The organism is Testudinibacter crocodili, assembly GCF_006228025.1.
Taxonomy (GTDB): Bacteria; Pseudomonadota; Gammaproteobacteria; order Enterobacterales; family Pasteurellaceae; genus Chelonobacter.
Genome location: NZ_VDHF01000069.1, coordinates 1 through 15564, shown reverse-complemented (window position 1 = coordinate 15564; position 15564 = coordinate 1). Strand labels below are relative to the sequence as shown.

The following is a 15564-nucleotide window of genomic DNA, read 5'->3' as shown; positions in this document are numbered from 1 at the left end:
TCCACTTCATTTTGCTATTTTTTTCACCGAATTAATCGTGCATACCTAATTTTTTCTCAAGGTAATGAATATTAGTACCACCTTGTTGGAAATTCGGATCGTCCATAATCAATTCGTGAATAGGAATATTGGTTTTTAGGCCTTCGATAATCACTTCTGACAACGCATTACGCATTCGACTAATCGCTTCGGCACGATTCTCACCATAGCTGATCAGCTTGGCAATCATTGAATCATAGTGCGGTGGCACGGTGTAACCATCATAAATATGGGAATCCCAACGAATACCAAAGCCACCCGGCGTATGCAAACGGGTTACTTTGCCCGGTGACGGCAGGAAGTTGCGCGGATCTTCGGCATTGATACGGCATTCAATCGCATGTCCTTTCACTTTTACATCGTCTTGAGTAAACGACAATGGCAAACCGGAAGCAATCCGCAACTGCTCTTTCACCAAATCAATACCGGTGATCATTTCGGTTACCGGATGTTCAACCTGAATACGGGTGTTCATTTCAATAAAATAGAACTCACCGTTTTCATATAAGAATTCAAAAGTACCGGCGCCACGATAGCCGATTTCAACACAAGCTTTGGCGCAACGGCTGCCGATGTCACGACGCAGCTCTTCGCTAATACCCGGTGCCGGTGCCTCTTCCACTACTTTTTGGTGGCGACGCTGCATCGAGCAATCACGCTCAGCAAGATAAACCGCATTACCGTGCGTATCGGCTAATACTTGAATTTCCACATGGCGTGGATTTTCCAAGTATTTTTCCATGTAAACCACGTCATTATTGAACGCCGCTTTCGCCTCAGACTTAGTCATCGCAATCGACTCTTCCAACTCATTGGCAGAACGCACCACGCGCATACCGCGACCGCCACCACCGCCTGAGGCTTTAATAATCACCGGATAACCGATACGCTCAGCAATCTCTTTATTCTTCTTGGCATCATTGCCGACCGGACCGTCAGAACCCGGCACACAAGGTACGCCAGCGGCTTTCATCGCATTAATCGCCGAGACTTTATCGCCCATTAAGCGAATCACATCAGCGGTCGGACCGATAAAAATAAAACCAGAACGCTCCACCTGTTCGGCAAAATCTGCATTTTCCGACAAGAAACCGTAGCCTGGATGAATGGCATCGGCACCGCTCACTTCTGCTGAGGCAATCAGCGCCGGAATATTCAGATAACTTTTACTGGAGGGCGCCGGTCCGATACAAATACGTTCATCAGCCAACAGAACGTGTTTTAGATCCCGATCTGCCGTAGAATGAACGGCGACGGTTTTAATGCCCAACTCTTTACAAGCGCGCAAAATACGCAATGCGATTTCACCGCGGTTGGCAATAACAACTTTTTCTAACATACGATTATCCGCTTAATGTTGAAAGTTCTTTATATTGAGAATTCTTTATGTTGAGAATCCTTTGCCTTTGATCGAAAGTGCGGTCAAAAGCGATTACCGACAGGCAGATTGATTACTCAATGATGATCAGCGATTGATCAAATTCAACCGCTTCGCCGTCATTAACCAAAATAGCTTTCACCACCCCGGCTTTGTCCGCTTCGATGCGGTTCATCATTTTCATCGCTTCAACGATACACAATGCGTCGCCGACTTTCACCACGCTGCCGACCTCAACGAAAGCAGCGGCTTCCGGACTAGGGCTGCGGTAGAAGGTACCAACCATTGGCGAGCGCACGGCATGCCCTACGATTTCGGTCGCCACCGGCGCGGCGGCTACAGCTGCCGGTGCAGCAGTTGGTGCCGGAGCGGCTACAGGCGCTGCCGCAGGCAAAGTATATTGCACAGCTGCCGGTGCAGGGGTGCCACGACTGATGCGTACCGACTCTTCGCCTTCGGAAATTTCAATTTCCATAATGCCCGACTCTTCGACCAACTCAATTAATTTTTTAATTTTACGAATATCCATGTTTTGATTCCGCTGATTGAAATGTAAATCACACTGATCGCTTTACCAGCAATTTTGCTACAAAGGGTAAACTTCGATCATTTTATTCAGGTTATATTAAACGCAGAGATTACCTGAATTTTCGCGTATTTGCGATATAAATCTGCACTTTTAGCGCAATTTTGTCGAAAATCACTGTTTTTTGCTTAAATAATCCCAAGCAAACTCCAGTCCGAATTGATAGCCTTTTGCACCTAAACCACAAACAATCCCGACCGCCTTGTCACTCAGATAAGAGTGATGACGGAACGGTTCGCGCGCATGTACATTCGATAGGTGAATTTCAACAAACGGAATATTCACCGCCAACAACGCATCACGCAGCGCCACACTGGTGTGGGTGAATGCCGCCGGATTAATCAGGATAAAATCCACTTGCTCAAAGGCTTGGTGAATTTTATTAATCAGCTTTTCTTCGCTGTTGCTTTGAAAACAATCCAATTCTAGCCCAAGTGCGGTTGCCTGTTGTTGCAATTGCTGTTCAATGTCCGTCAGACTTAAACTACCGTAATGCTGCGGCTCACGTTTACCCAACATATTTAGATTTGGGCCGTTTAAAACAAGAATTTTCTGTGCCATGCTATTTATTCCGTTTAAATAAATAATTTCGTCATGTGACTATTTCAGGATTATACCAACATTCTGCTCAATTTGGGAATATCAGCGATGATTATAAGACTTTAGTTACCCATTCGCTGTCTAATTCCACAATCGGCAAATTTGAGCCTTGCCAATGGCGGATCAGTTGAAAATCCATCAAATCCAAAGTATCCAAGCCCGGAATCACATTTGGCGTATATTGTTGTGCAATTCTAGCCAGTTGGGTTAAGCCAAAACTAGACTCAATCGACGAGCTGATCACCGCCATGATCCCTTGTTGCTGTGCCTGTTGAATCAGTTCTATACAACGCTGCAATGAACCGACTAAGCTTGGTTTAATCACTATTGCCGTCAAGTGCGGTTCCGCCTGCACGACAAAATCCGCCTCGCGCACCGATTCGTCCCACGCAATCGCAATCCCAGTTTCTGCGGCAAATTGGCGGCTTTCGTCACGGGTTTTGCATGGTTCTTCCAAAAATTGAATTCTGGCACGATGCTCCGGTTTGACGTATTTGGCAAATTGCTGCGCTTTTGCCGGTGTCCACGAGCGGTTAGCATCCAAGCGTAATTTGAGATCCGGCACTGCTTCCAGCAACATATCGGTAATCAAACCGTCACGATTGGCTTCGTACAGACCGACTTTGACTTTCGCGACTTTTTCACCCGGCATTTGATCAAGTTGTTGATACAATTCATCAGGATCACCGTAACACAGCGGTGCTGCCTGATAATTCCCTTCTTCCCCTAATTCACCTTTCATCTCCGCCAAAGCACAGCTCAAGCCAAATGCCACCGACGGATATAAACCGTCTAGCACTAATTTTTGATTACAACTGCGTGCTTCGTCCCACTGCCGCAACCAAAGTGCGGTCTGCACCTGCGCCTGTTCCAACGTTTCAACACTAAATTCCGGCAATGGCGCAATCTCGCCCCAACCTTCGTGCTGACCGCACTTTACCTGCACCAACAGCCCTTCGCGCCGTTTCAAAAAGCGATTACGCAGCACCACCTGCGAATCGACCGGGATTGAATAACGATAAAGCTGATAACTGCGAGTGGTCATAACAACTCCTTTAATGAATATCTTCCAATAATGCGACAATTTCTTCTGGTGGCGGTAGTTGCCCTTTTAAATCAGAAGGAAGAGTTCGGGTAATTTGATAAGTTGCGACACCAATAGGTTTTTTCGCATCGTGTAGCGTATATTCAACAATAGTCCGGCTTTTTTCCTTACAAAGAATAATCCCAATAGATGGATTTTCATCCGGCTGACGAATCATATTATCAAGTGCGGTTAAATAAAATTGCATTTTGCCAATATATTCGGGTTTAAATTCTCCAATTTTGAGTTCAATGGCAATCAAACAGCGTAATTTACGATGAAAAAGTAATAAATCAATAAAAAAATCTCGTCCATCCACTTCTAAACGATACTGGCTTCCCATAAAGGCAAACATTCCACCCATCGCACGCAGAAAATCCTCTACTTTAGCAATCAATGCTCGTTCTAAAGCTGATTCAGTGTGTAGCTCACTCAAATCTAAAAAATCAAAAAGATAATCATCTTTAACGGCTAATTTCGCCTGATTACGAACGGTTTCAGGCAGCGTTTTATCAAAATTAGTTTGTCCAAGCAACGCTTTTTCATAGCTTTGATTTTCGATTTGGTGGATCAATACTTTTTTTGACCAACCAAATTTTCGACTCATTTTGAGGTAAAACTCGCGTTCTTGCATATCTGAACAGCGTTCAAGAATAATAAGATTGTGGCTCCAACTAATTTCTCGCACCAGTGGCACGAGTTTTTCATAGGCTGAGTATTTCTCAAAGAAAGCCTTCATTCGCCATAAATTAGAAGATGAAAATCCTGTAACATCAGGAAAACTTTTCTTTAAATCAATCACTAATTTCTGAACAATCGATTTTCCCCATCCCTCATCAGCTTTGCGCTCAACCAATAGCTTGCCTAAGTCCCAATACAGCTCAACAAGTGCAGAGTTCGCAGCACGCAATGCGTTATACTGTGCATCGCGCACTCGTTCTTTCACTGAACATAATAAATCAGCGTAATCACCACTTAAATCAGTTATAGGCATAGATTATTATTCCTTTTAGGAAAACTACGGATTACGCTTAAACTTGCTGAAATCCGGTTCGCGTTTTTGGTTGAAGGCGTTGCGTCCTTCTTGTCCCTCTTCAGTCATGTAGAACAGCATGGTGGCATTGCCGGCGAGCTCTTGCAATCCCGCTTGTCCGTCACAGTCGGCGTTTAATGCCGCTTTTAAACAACGCAGTGCAATCGGGCTGTTTTGCAGCATTTCGCGACACCAGCGCACGGTCTCTTTTTCCAAATCGGCATATGGCACAACAGTGTTGACCAAGCCCATTTCCAACGCCTCTTGCGCGCTATATTGGCGGCATAAGAACCAGATTTCACGCGCTTTTTTCTGCCCGACGATCCGCGCCATATACGATGCGCCCCAACCGCCGTCGAATGAGCCGACTTTCGGTCCGGTTTGACCGAACATTGCATTTTCCGCCGCAATGGTTAAATCACACAGCATATGCAATACATGACCGCCGCCGATCGCATAACCGGCAACCATCGCCACCACCGGTTTCGGGCAGCTACGGATATCGCGTTGAAAATCCAACACATTTAAGTGATGTACCCCGGCTTCGTCTTGATAACCGCCGTAGTCGCCACGCACTTTCTGATCACCACCGGCACAAAAGGCTTTTTCACCCTGTCCGGTCAGCACGATCACGCCGATTTTTTCATCAAAACGGGCATCAGCAAAGGCGGTAATCATCTCTTTCACCGTTTGTGGACGGAACGCATTGCGCACTTCCGGGCGGTTGATGGTGATTTTGGCGATACCGTCGGCGGATTTGTGATACAAAATATCATTGTAGCCGTTGCTGCAATCCTGCCATTCGACCGGGGCGTATAAAAATGCTTCGCTTGGGTATAACATACTGTTTCCTTCTTATATTTTAAACTAAAAGTGCGGTCAGCTTTGCCGCAAAATCATCGGGATTTTCAAGATGGCCGTTGTGTCCTGCCTGTTGAATCAGGGTTAAATTTAACCGATTTTGTTGTGCCTGTGTACGAAATTTTTGATCGTGTTCACCGCAAAAAAAATGAATCGGCAAATCCGTTGACCGCACTTTAGCGACTAAATTGGGCTGTTTTGCCAACGAGGTTGCCAACAACATTTGCGCGATATTTACACCGCAATTCGACGCACGTTTTTCAATTAACGCTTGCCGTTGTGCTAAATTCAAGTGGCTAAACACCGCTTGTTGATACCAGTCATTCAATACCGCACTTGGCGGCTCGGTGCTGAAACGCTGCGCCCACGCCTGATCGCTCAACCACCGCCCTTGTTTTTCAGCTTCTGTATGCAAGCCTAAATTGGCTCCTTCAACAATCAGCCCTTGCAAATTGCCACGTTCAATTTGGGCTTGCAACGCATAATACAGTGCAATTCGTCCACCGAGTGAATAACCAATTAACCAATAGGGCTTGTCACCCACCGCACTTTGGATTTTTTCTGCCAAATAACGACAAGTTTGTGCGAAATCAGCGACAATTGCTGCTTTTTGCGCCCCGTGCAATGGCAAATCTAAACTAACGCAATGAAAGTGCGGTAAACGATCGACTACTGGCTGCCAATCAGCTTGCGTGCCTAACAAACCGTGTAGAAAAACCAAACAGGGCTGTCGCTGCTCGCCGTTAACTGCCAATCTGCGCTCCGGCAATTTGTTCAATCAGTGATTTATAAATTTTACTGCCATCGTTCGGATTGACTTTAATTTCGATGATGCTCGTCTCTTTGCGCCCATAAGCCTGTTTCAATACCGAATTCAGATCCGCCCAGGTATAGGGACGGCTGTAGTTAATATTGAACATTGCCGCTGCTTGTGAGAAATCCAGCCCGTGTCCTAAACGATAAAACTGCTCTTTCACGCTTTCATCGACCGGCAACATATCAAAAATGGCACCGCCGTTGTTGTTGATCACAAACAGGATCGTCGGTTGCTTGACTTGCTTAAACAGCGCCAGCGAGTTCAGATCATAGAGCGTTGAAATATCACCGATCATCGCGACCAGCGGTTGATTCGTACCGATTGCCACCCCTGCGGCGGTTGCCAACAAACCATCAATACCGCTGGCACCGCGATTGGTGTAAACCGGATAGCCTTCCGGCAGCTTGCAGAGTGCATCCACCAAACGGACAAACAAGCTGTTGCCCAAAAACAACGATCCGTTGCTCGGCAACACACGACTGACATGATGCGCCAACGACGCTTCGTTTAAATTACCGCCGATTTGTTGTTCGATAAAGCTGGCGCAAAATTGCGATAGTGCCAGCGGCTCCAGCAACCACGGACGCTGGCGCAGCGGCGGATGGGCTCGCAACCAGTGATGCGCTTTCACATTAAAGCGAGTGTGTTGATGGTGATGCGGATCGAGATCTTTCTGTGATGCCTCAATCAGCCAAAATTCACCTTTGAATTGTGCGAGGAAGCGATTGACCCGTTTGCTGATAATCTGACTGCCGAATTGCAGTACGATTTCCGCTTGCAATAATTTTTGTTGAACAATCTCATTCGCCAGCCAAATATCGGCATACGGCAATGACGACTCAAGCCCCGATTGAATATCGCTGATCACCACCCAGCCCATGGTCGCCGCCCAAGCGGAAATGCCCATGCTCTGTTCCAGCGGCAATTTGCCGACCACAATCACACCTTGTTTGGTGCGCCAGTAGTCCCAATTTTCGTGAATCAGCACCTCGCTTTGCTGCTCAGCATATTCAATCCATGACTGTTTTTTACTTGCCCAGCGATTAAAATCCGCTAACCAAGCGGCGTGCTGAACCGCACTTTCATCGCTTTGATACAAGGGTTCGGCAAACGGCAAATTAAAATGAATGACACCATGCTGCATTTTTTGCTGATGGCAAGCCTGGTCGATACGGCTGAGCAGCCATGCACTCGAATAATCTTCACTTGGGCGTGGAAAATTCACACTGGCAATCGGATAATCAGCGAAGATTCCTTGTTGTTGAATCGCTTGATTGGCGCCGCAGCCAATCAGTTCCGGCGGACGATCGGCTGTCAGCACGATCAGATTATGCCCACTTTGCGTCGCTTCAATAATTGCCGGATAAAGGTTTGCGGCGGCGGTGCCGGAGGTGACGATAATCGCTACCGGTGTATTACTGGCTTTTGCTAAGCCCAACGCCAAAAAGCCCAAACCGCGTTCATCAAAATGGGTATGGCAGGTTACACGATGTCCGTCTTCCAGTCGCACTGCTTCCAACGTCAACGGCGTGGAACGCGAACCGGGCGCAATACAAATGTGCTGCACCCCATTGCGCACTATACTTTCTAAAACCACTCTCGCCCAACAGCGATTCAATACCGCAACTGACATTCCTCTACTCCATCTCTATTCACGGGAAATTTTATGCCGGAAATAACAACAGAATTCCCGCCGCTTTTCGTTCAATCTCCTGCCATTCTAACAAGGGAACGGAACCGGCAACAATACCTGCACCGGTGAAAATCATTATTTTATCTTGATTTAGCAAGGTAGAACGGATCGCAACGCAAAATTCGCTGTTTGCCAACGACATCACACCCAAAGTGCCGGCATACCACTCGCGTCGAAAATTTTGCCGCTTGGCAATAAAATTTAAGGCGGCTCTATCCGGCAGTCCGCCCACTGCCGCACTGGGATGAATCGCACTCAAACAGGCGTAGTCATCGGCTTCCGGGTAAAGTTTAGCGGCAATTTTGCGTACCAGATGCTGCACATAACTTAGTTTGCGGCTGGTCAAACTTTCAATATCCAGATGATGACTGAAATTCGCTAATTTTGCACAAATATCCTCCACTACCAAGCGATTTTCATGAATATTCTTCCGATCTTGCAACAGCCACTGTTCCTGTTGCTCGGTTTGCTGCGGATCATCACTGCTGACCGCAGTTCCTGCCAACGCCTCAGTGATCAACTGTTGCCGATCACGTTGATACAAGCGTTCCGGACTCGCCCCTAAAAAAACCTGCTCCGACGTTTGCGCCCACAAAAAATAGTAACAATCGGCGTGCTGAACACGCGCCTGCGCCACTAAATCATAGGGATTTACTGCGCTATCGCTGCGATACGTTTTTTTCTGCGCCAGCACCACTTTGGTAAAATGTCCCTGCTCAATCTGAGCCAAGGCTTCGCCGACTAGCGCCTGCCACTCGTTTTCACTGTAGTTTTGCGTTTCAAGGCTTAATGTTGTCTGAACCTGTTTCAATGGCAGCGGCGGAGACAGTCCTTGCAAGAAAGCCTCGACCGCACTTTGCTGATCATCCGCAGACAAAGTCAGGGTGATGTGCCATGTTTGCGCCCGCTGCTCCAGCCACAATCGCGGCAGATAAAAATGCGCCTTGCCCTCAAAGGTCAAACCACCGACCAATTGCAGAGGCTGCGCCGGATAGGCAGTCAAAAATGCTTGCGCTGCTGCCAACTCGGTAAAATATTTTACTTGTCCCAATGCGACACATTGCGTTCCGCTTTCTCTGGCTTGCCAAAAAAATTGCGGATAACTACATTGCCCTTTTAACCAAGCCAACACATCGTCGCCCGCTGAATCCGGCGTAAATTCCAGCTGATACTGGCTGATCGCCGAGTTTTGCGCACAGAAGTCATGCGCATTCAACCGTTGTCGTAATTGTTGTTTTATCTGTTGCCAACAGTCCATAACGTCCAAATCTTGTTTTGAGTAACCAATCGTCATAATCGAAGAGCTATAATTCAGCGCCTCGATCCTTGCCTATTCGGCATAGAAAACGCTAATTTTACCGCACTTTAAAATAAATATTTACTAAATCTTTCCATTTTTCGCAAATAAGCGTAGAGTAAATAAATTCATTTTCACCGATTGTTTTTAACGCATTAATCAAGGGTTAGCCATGGATATTTTCCCTAAATCCAATAAATTAGAACATGTTTGCTACGACATTCGTGGCAAAGTGCACAAAGAAGCGGTGCGCCTAGAGGAAGAAGGACATAAAATTTTAAAACTGAATATCGGCAACACCGCCCCGTTCGGCTTTGATGCGCCGGATGAAGTGCTGGTCGATATTATCCGCAACTTACCGACGGCGCAAGGCTATTGCGAATCAAAAGGGCTATACTCCGCGCGTAAAGCAGTGGTGCAGTATTACCAATCCAAAGGGGTTGTGGATTCTACGGTCAATGATGTCTATATCGGCAATGGTGGTTCAGAGTTGATCACCATGTCGATGCAAGCGTTATTGAATGACGGCGATGAAGTGTTGGTGCCGATGCCAGATTATCCACTTTGGACGGCAGCGGTAACCCTTTCCGGCGGCAAAGCGGTGCATTATCTGTGTGATGAGCAGGCGGACTGGTTTCCAGATATCGCCGATATCAAAAACAAAGTCACGGCACGCACCAAGGCAATTGTGCTGATTAACCCAAACAACCCGACCGGCGCAGTGTACAGCAAAGCGGTATTATTGGAGATTGCCGAAGTCGCACGCCAGCACAATTTGCTGATTTTCGCTGATGAAGTCTACGACAAAATTCTCTACGATGGCGCAGTACACCATCATATCGCTGCTCTTGCGCCAGATTTATTGACCATTACCATCAATAGTTTATCCAAGGCGTATCGCAGCTGTGGCTTCCGTCAAGGGTGGATGATTTTAAACGGCCCGAAAGACAATGCAAAAGGCTATATCGAAGGCTTGGATATGATGGCGTCGATGCGTCTGTGTGCCAATGTACCGATGCAGCATGCAATTCAAACCGCACTTGGTGGCTATCAAAGTATCAATGAATTGATTTTGCCGAACGGACGTTTGTTAGAACAACGTAATCTCGCCTATGACCTGCTGAATCAAATTCCGGGGGTGAGCTGTGTCAAACCGATGGGTGCGTTATATCTGTTCCCAAAACTGGATATGAAAAAATTCAATCTGTATGACGATGAAAAAATGGTGCTCGATCTGTTACGCCAAGAAAAAGTACTGATCGTGCACGGTCGTGGTTTTAACTGGCACCAACCGGACCATTTCCGCATTGTCACCCTACCTTATGTAACTCAGTTGGAAGATGCAATTAATAAAATCGCACGGTTTTTGGCAAATTATCGGCAGTGACCAAACAAAATCAGTAAAAACTGCGCTCAATTGCGCAGTTTTAGATTAACGCTTAATATGCCCACGCTTTTCTCGCGATAGATGTCCCTGCTGTAAATGGATGGCACCGACTAAATCATCCGAGCTGACTTTAAATGCCTGCCCGAATCCTTTGACAAACAATCCTTGCTCCGGAATTAAATTAAATAAGGTGAAATCCTGCAACGAAGACAAATGCTGCGCCACCTCACCGTGCCTTGCCATCAATGCCTGTGTGCCTTGTTGCCATTCTATCGAGTCGTATGACACAATTTCTGCTGTCGCATCAAACGAAAGACGGCGACGGGCAAAAATCTGACGACTCCGCTCCTCATCTTCAATCAGCATTAACGATACTTTCGGTACTTGTTTTAAGTTTCGGGCGTGACGTGCAACATCAGAAATAAGAACATAATATCCCCTGTCATTTAACACAAAAGGTGCATAACTGATATTCGGATTGCCTTCAGCATCTACGGTTGCCAATAGTAGTGTTCTGCATTGCTGTTTCATTGCCTGAATTTCAGGGCCTAAACGATTTTGTAACCGCTCTTGTCGATCTGTCATAATTATATCCTGGTTATTGTTGTATAAATAAGTGTTTAAACTGCTCAACTTGCTGCGGATACAGCGTTCTCTGCCGATCTCTACCCAGATAAACTTTAAAAATAACATTATCGCTTGCGGCAATAAAGACAAAAGCGTAGCTCTCTTTGCCACGAAAAGGTTTATTTAGTAATACAATTTTCTTGATTGCTTCTAATTTCAAATGCCCATGCAAGGCACTATTACTATCGCCTTTCATATTTAAATTAAAATAACCATAGCCGTTTTTTCCAGCGGGAAACGGACCGGAAACTTCAAAAATGGAACCTTCTTTTTCAATAATCGTTACCAGCTCGCCCCACTCACTCAGTTTTCCCAACAATGCTTCCGCTTCTACACCATCAACAACTCGGATAAAAGGTGACGGCAACGCTAAAATAACCAAGCCTTCTGGTTGTTTTAACGCAGCAGCCAGCTCCAATGTCAATAAATCGGGATTTTCCATCAATAAATCGGCGACCTGTTTTTTTAATTTTTCCATATTTTATTCCTTAATATATTATTTCTTTAAACCACACTTAACATTTAGTTATTCAGTAAACCTGACTAGAATTCATAGCGCACGCCAAGTGTAAAATGGCGACCAGGTGCGCTGTAGGCATCCGCATTGGTCACTGAAATCGTACCCGCACTGCTATCATTATTAGCCGTTTCATTGGCACGAGCCGCTAAGTGAGATAAGTCTGTCCAATTCCAATATTTTTTATTCAGCACATTGTTAATTCCGGCAGTAAACATCAAGCCCTTCAGCGGTTGCCAATATCCACCTAAATCAAGCAAATTATAACTAACGCTTGGATTGTACATTGTGCCGTCAATGTCCTTATCCGCCTTGGCACGAACATGAGTAAGCAACAGATCCGCGCCCCAACCCTCGCTTTGATACGCCAATCCGATACGCACTTTCAACGGTTGAATAGTATTGATCGGACGGATTGTGCCGTCTTGCTCAATGGATTTTCCTCTGGAATAAACGAACCCAGTCGTTGCGCTAAGCTGTTCAGTAAAACGCCATTTAGCCTCAGCCTCAATACCGTAAACTTTTGCTTTAGCGATATTTTGATATTGAATCACCAATAAATTTCGATTTGAAATCATGGTTTGGTAATCAATAAAGTTCTTATAGCGGTGATAATAAGCTGAAACTCGGTAATCCAAACGCGCATTTTGCCCTTTAAATCCCAGCTCAAAATTATCTGCTGTTTCCGGTTTTAGCTGTGGATTACCAACAATCGAGTAGCTCAACATACCGCGATCATTGCCGAAAGAGGTGGTTAACTGTTGTGCCGACGGCGCTTTGTAACCTCTGGAATAGTGTAGATACGGTTTAAATTCGTCTGTCAAATCCCACAATAGTCCAAATTTCGGTAAAAATGCGGTTTTATGCTGGTCGCTTATTGGAGCGTAGTCATCTGCCCGTTGAATATAGCCGTTACGGTCACTCGGTTTCAGACGATAATCAATCAGGCCCAAGTGCGGTGTCAGCACCAAACTGCCCCAACTGATTTCATCTTCAATAAATGCCGTTGTTCTGATCTGCTTGGTATCTGCCGACGGTTTGCGATTGTCGGCACTGGTTGTGATCAAGCGATTACTTAAATCCTGATAGTTGTAGCTAACACCATAGTGCACAATTTGCGGCAAAGTGGTATCAAGATAGTGACGGACACTACTGTTAATGCCATAAATTTTGTCCTTATTTTCTGCCTCATCCAGGCGCTGGATCGCTACACCGTTTGAGATAGTATGACGTAAACGGTGATTTCTGGTTTGTGAATGTTGCATATAAACCGCACTTTCGATATGCAATTGCTCCCTACTGTACAAATGGTTTAAAGAAAACCGATTGCGCACAACCGTATCCGTGGTGGTATCCGCAAGATTATTCGTAATCCCGGTACGGCTACTGATTGTTCCTAATTGGGATTGTAAATCCCGTTCGGTATCTCGTTTCAAATATTCAAATATCAGCCCGATACGATGGCTATCATTTAATTGGTAATAGTTTTTCAATAAAACATAACCGCTTTTGTAATCTGCCGGATCAGCTTTGGTACGGTTTGTGCCGATCCCCCCCTTCTTACCATGGGTTTTCGTTTCATGCCCTTTACGCAACGTGCTCAATAACAACCCTTGATAACGTTCATTTTGTGCCGCAAATCCTACCGTGCCGGCAATACCGCGATCGACACCACTGTATGCACTGGAAAGCACCCCTGCCAACGCCCGTTCTTTTAATAAATCCTCCGGTTCAAGTGTATTAAAATTCACACTGCCAGATAAGCCGCTATTTGAACCACTACGTTTAATCTGTGCAGAGCGCAATCCACTCGGCTCAATAAAATCACCACGCCCGAATGCCATTCCCACCGTGGTAAACAGCTTATTTTCCTGTGACTCAGATAACGGTATACCGTCCAGTGTCATCCCAACCCGATTGCCCTGCAACCCTCTGACATTAATCCCATCATTACCAGCTCTGCTACGTGATAAGTTATTAACCGAGACATCAAGTTCTTGCTGAAACAATGACTTAATATTATTCGGATAGCGTCTAACAATATTCTCTGCACTGACTTCACTGATCACCACCGCACTTGATACGGCGGATGCCAACACAGTAATTTCATCCAACTGTGTTTTAGACGATTCATCTGCCACAGCACTGCCGCCAATTAAAGCAATCATTATTGACGATGCGATATAAGAGGGTTTAAACATAATACTATCCTTCTAGGTGGTAAATTTCACAATAACGTTAAAAATAAGCTCAACACGGTTTAGTAATAAAGATAAAATTGCATTTTTATCTTTAATCTGCTTTTAAAAAAATAAATTGTTGTAATGCATTTAATAATTGACTAGCCCAAAAACGCCCTTTCGGTGTTAATTTCAACGATGTATTTTGATATAAACACAATCCACTTTGTTGCCATTGCTCAAATAATGGCGTTAATATCGATAATTCCTCGGCATTAAAATAACGTCCACATGCTAGAAATCCTTTTTCTATGCCGCCCTGCACGGCCGCACTTTTATCAGCCCAAGACGGTCTTTGCATTAACATTGCAATCGGTTTTTGATTTTGGGTAACCTGTTGATAATAATTAGGTAATTCTCGTTGTTGCATAAAACTCCAACGCCCGATATTTCCGCCAGCAGCACAACCAAATGCTAAACAATTCGAATGCTCTTTAATTAACAGATTATATAAATTACGTTCTCTCGTATTCCTTGCCCAATGGCTATTACTGATTTGCCGCCAATTATATTCAGTTAATTGTTTTAATCCTTGTAGATATAACTGCTGCCGCTCTTCAAAAGTCGCAATTGAAATACGCTGTACCGCCACAGATTTGCCTAATATTGTATTTGGTAAAACATTTAAAGCATAAAGATCAACCCCATCCATTTGCAAAGATTCTATCCATTCTAAATCTTTTGCTAATACCTCAGAGGTTTGCCCTGGCAAACCGAACAGTAGATCACAGACAATTGCTCCTTGATCAAGTTTTATTAGATAATCAATAAACTCAAGGAGTTGATCCTGTGTTGATTGCCGCCCAAGCTTGCGTCGAATATCTGTGTCAAAAGTTTGCACGCCGATAGAGATCCGATTCGCTCCGGCGGCAAAACAAGCAGCCAATTTCTCTTTATTTTCTTCTGAAACCCGAGTCTCAATCGTAATTTCACAATCACTTGCCAATGGAAAATAATTTTTTAACGCCTGTAAAATAATCGATAAATTATGAGTCGAAAGTGCGGTTGGCGTGCCTCCGCCAAAATAAACCGCCTGTATAGGATGCTGCTGATATATTTTATTCTGACTATGTTGTTGAATCTCTTTTAATAAAAATTCGGTGTAATTTTGCGCTGCATTTATTTCAAATCGATTCTGATAAAACCCACAAAATTTACAGTGTGTTTCACAAAAAGGAATATGCAGATATAACAATGTTTTTTGGTATCCAGTATCAAGTTGCTGTAAGTCATTCCACTGCTGCTGAATTATTGAACGATCAATCGGCGCACTTCCTGCCCAAGGCATTGTTGCCTTTCGTGAAGAAAACGGCATCCCTTCAGATTGGGCAAAAAAGCGACTGATATCATATTCCATATTTATTTTCCTAAAGAAATAAAAAAACCTACTTGACTTGGATAAGGC

At 44.9% G+C, this 15564-nt stretch carries 14 protein-coding genes; 1 reads left to right on the top strand and 13 read right to left on the bottom strand.

Annotated elements, in window-relative coordinates; genetic code table 11:
* Window positions 1-31: 31 nt before the first annotated feature.
* The 9 genes from accC to FHQ23_RS07970 all read right to left on the bottom strand — a co-directional run bounded on the left by accC (window position 32) and on the right by FHQ23_RS07970 (window position 9385).
* Complete coding sequence (gene accC, locus FHQ23_RS08010) at window positions 32-1378, bottom strand: acetyl-CoA carboxylase biotin carboxylase subunit (protein WP_139613852.1); 1347 nt, start codon at window positions 1376-1378, stop codon at window positions 32-34.
* A 112-nt stretch (window positions 1379-1490) separates the two neighbouring features.
* On the bottom strand, window positions 1491-1946 hold the full coding sequence (gene accB, locus FHQ23_RS08005; RefSeq protein ID WP_139613851.1) for an acetyl-CoA carboxylase biotin carboxyl carrier protein: 456 nt from the start codon (window positions 1944-1946) through the stop codon (window positions 1491-1493).
* Window positions 1947-2117: 171 nt separating this feature from the next.
* Window positions 2118-2564, bottom strand: a complete 447-nt coding sequence (aroQ, locus tag FHQ23_RS08000) for a type II 3-dehydroquinate dehydratase (protein ID WP_139613850.1) — start codon at window positions 2562-2564, stop codon at window positions 2118-2120.
* 91 nt (window positions 2565-2655) lie between these two features.
* Window positions 2656-3648: an o-succinylbenzoate synthase gene (gene menC, locus FHQ23_RS07995; protein ID WP_139613849.1), complete on the bottom strand. Its 993-nt coding sequence runs from the start codon at window positions 3646-3648 to the stop codon at window positions 2656-2658.
* Window positions 3649-3658: 10 nt separating this feature from the next.
* Window positions 3659-4681 carry a PDDEXK nuclease domain-containing protein gene (locus tag FHQ23_RS07990; protein ID WP_139613848.1) on the bottom strand — a complete coding sequence of 341 codons (1023 nt, stop codon included), beginning with the start codon at window positions 4679-4681 and terminating at the stop codon, window positions 3659-3661.
* 24 nt (window positions 4682-4705) lie between these two features.
* A complete protein-coding gene (gene menB / locus FHQ23_RS07985; RefSeq protein ID WP_139613847.1) occupies window positions 4706-5563 on the bottom strand; it encodes a 1,4-dihydroxy-2-naphthoyl-CoA synthase in 858 nt (285 codons plus the stop codon).
* A 19-nt stretch (window positions 5564-5582) separates the two neighbouring features.
* On the bottom strand, window positions 5583-6335 hold the full coding sequence (menH, locus tag FHQ23_RS07980; protein WP_139613846.1) for a 2-succinyl-6-hydroxy-2,4-cyclohexadiene-1-carboxylate synthase: 753 nt from the start codon (window positions 6333-6335) through the stop codon (window positions 5583-5585).
* A complete protein-coding gene (gene menD, locus FHQ23_RS07975) occupies window positions 6325-8031 on the bottom strand; it encodes a 2-succinyl-5-enolpyruvyl-6-hydroxy-3-cyclohexene-1-carboxylic-acid synthase (protein WP_139613845.1) in 1707 nt (568 codons plus the stop codon). Before menD ends, menH begins: the two co-directional genes overlap by 11 nt.
* 31 nt (window positions 8032-8062) lie before the next feature.
* On the bottom strand, window positions 8063-9385 hold the full coding sequence (locus FHQ23_RS07970) for an isochorismate synthase (protein WP_139613844.1): 1323 nt from the start codon (window positions 9383-9385) through the stop codon (window positions 8063-8065).
* Between the two features lie 175 nt (window positions 9386-9560).
* Between FHQ23_RS07970 and FHQ23_RS07965 the strand changes: the two genes are divergently transcribed.
* A complete protein-coding gene (locus FHQ23_RS07965) occupies window positions 9561-10775 on the top strand; it encodes a pyridoxal phosphate-dependent aminotransferase (RefSeq protein WP_139613843.1) in 1215 nt (404 codons plus the stop codon).
* Between the two features lie 45 nt (window positions 10776-10820).
* On the opposite strand, the gene hutZ is transcribed toward FHQ23_RS07965, so the two are convergent.
* The 4 genes from hutZ to hutW form a co-directional block, all read right to left on the bottom strand.
* On the bottom strand, window positions 10821-11360 hold the full coding sequence (gene hutZ / locus FHQ23_RS07960; protein ID WP_176552281.1) for a heme utilization protein HutZ: 540 nt from the start codon (window positions 11358-11360) through the stop codon (window positions 10821-10823).
* A gap of 13 nt (window positions 11361-11373) precedes the next feature.
* On the bottom strand, window positions 11374-11880 hold the full coding sequence (hutX, locus tag FHQ23_RS07955; RefSeq protein ID WP_139613842.1) for a heme utilization cystosolic carrier protein HutX: 507 nt from the start codon (window positions 11878-11880) through the stop codon (window positions 11374-11376).
* 65 nt (window positions 11881-11945) lie between these two features.
* Window positions 11946-14120 carry a TonB-dependent hemoglobin/transferrin/lactoferrin family receptor gene (locus tag FHQ23_RS07950; protein WP_139613841.1) on the bottom strand — a complete coding sequence of 725 codons (2175 nt, stop codon included), beginning with the start codon at window positions 14118-14120 and terminating at the stop codon, window positions 11946-11948.
* 91 nt (window positions 14121-14211) lie between these two features.
* Window positions 14212-15564, bottom strand: a 1353-nt coding sequence (gene hutW / locus FHQ23_RS07945; RefSeq protein WP_267963663.1) for a heme anaerobic degradation radical SAM methyltransferase ChuW/HutW, incomplete at its 5' end; no start/stop codon positions are given.

Excerpts from the sequence above, each read along its gene's own strand:
- aroQ (WP_139613850.1), bottom strand. The coding sequence starts at position 2,564 with ATGGCACAGAAAATTCTTGTTTTAAACGGCCCAAATCTAAATATGTTG.
- hutZ (WP_176552281.1), bottom strand. The coding sequence starts at position 11,360 with ATGACAGATCGACAAGAGCGGTTACAAAATCGTTTAGGCCCTGAAATT.
- FHQ23_RS07950 (WP_139613841.1), bottom strand. The coding sequence starts at position 14,120 with ATGTTTAAACCCTCTTATATCGCATCGTCAATAATGATTGCTTTAATT.
- FHQ23_RS07965 (WP_139613843.1), top strand. The coding sequence starts at position 9,561 with ATGGATATTTTCCCTAAATCCAATAAATTAGAACATGTTTGCTACGAC.
- accB (WP_139613851.1), bottom strand. The coding sequence starts at position 1,946 with ATGGATATTCGTAAAATTAAAAAATTAATTGAGTTGGTCGAAGAGTCG.
- menC (WP_139613849.1), bottom strand. The coding sequence starts at position 3,648 with ATGACCACTCGCAGTTATCAGCTTTATCGTTATTCAATCCCGGTCGAT.
- accC (WP_139613852.1), bottom strand. The coding sequence starts at position 1,378 with ATGTTAGAAAAAGTTGTTATTGCCAACCGCGGTGAAATCGCATTGCGT.
- FHQ23_RS07970 (WP_139613844.1), bottom strand. The coding sequence starts at position 9,385 with ATGACGATTGGTTACTCAAAACAAGATTTGGACGTTATGGACTGTTGG.
- FHQ23_RS07990 (WP_139613848.1), bottom strand. The coding sequence starts at position 4,681 with ATGCCTATAACTGATTTAAGTGGTGATTACGCTGATTTATTATGTTCA.
- hutX (WP_139613842.1), bottom strand. The coding sequence starts at position 11,880 with ATGGAAAAATTAAAAAAACAGGTCGCCGATTTATTGATGGAAAATCCC.
- menB (WP_139613847.1), bottom strand. The coding sequence starts at position 5,563 with ATGTTATACCCAAGCGAAGCATTTTTATACGCCCCGGTCGAATGGCAG.
- menD (WP_139613845.1), bottom strand. The coding sequence starts at position 8,031 with ATGTCAGTTGCGGTATTGAATCGCTGTTGGGCGAGAGTGGTTTTAGAA.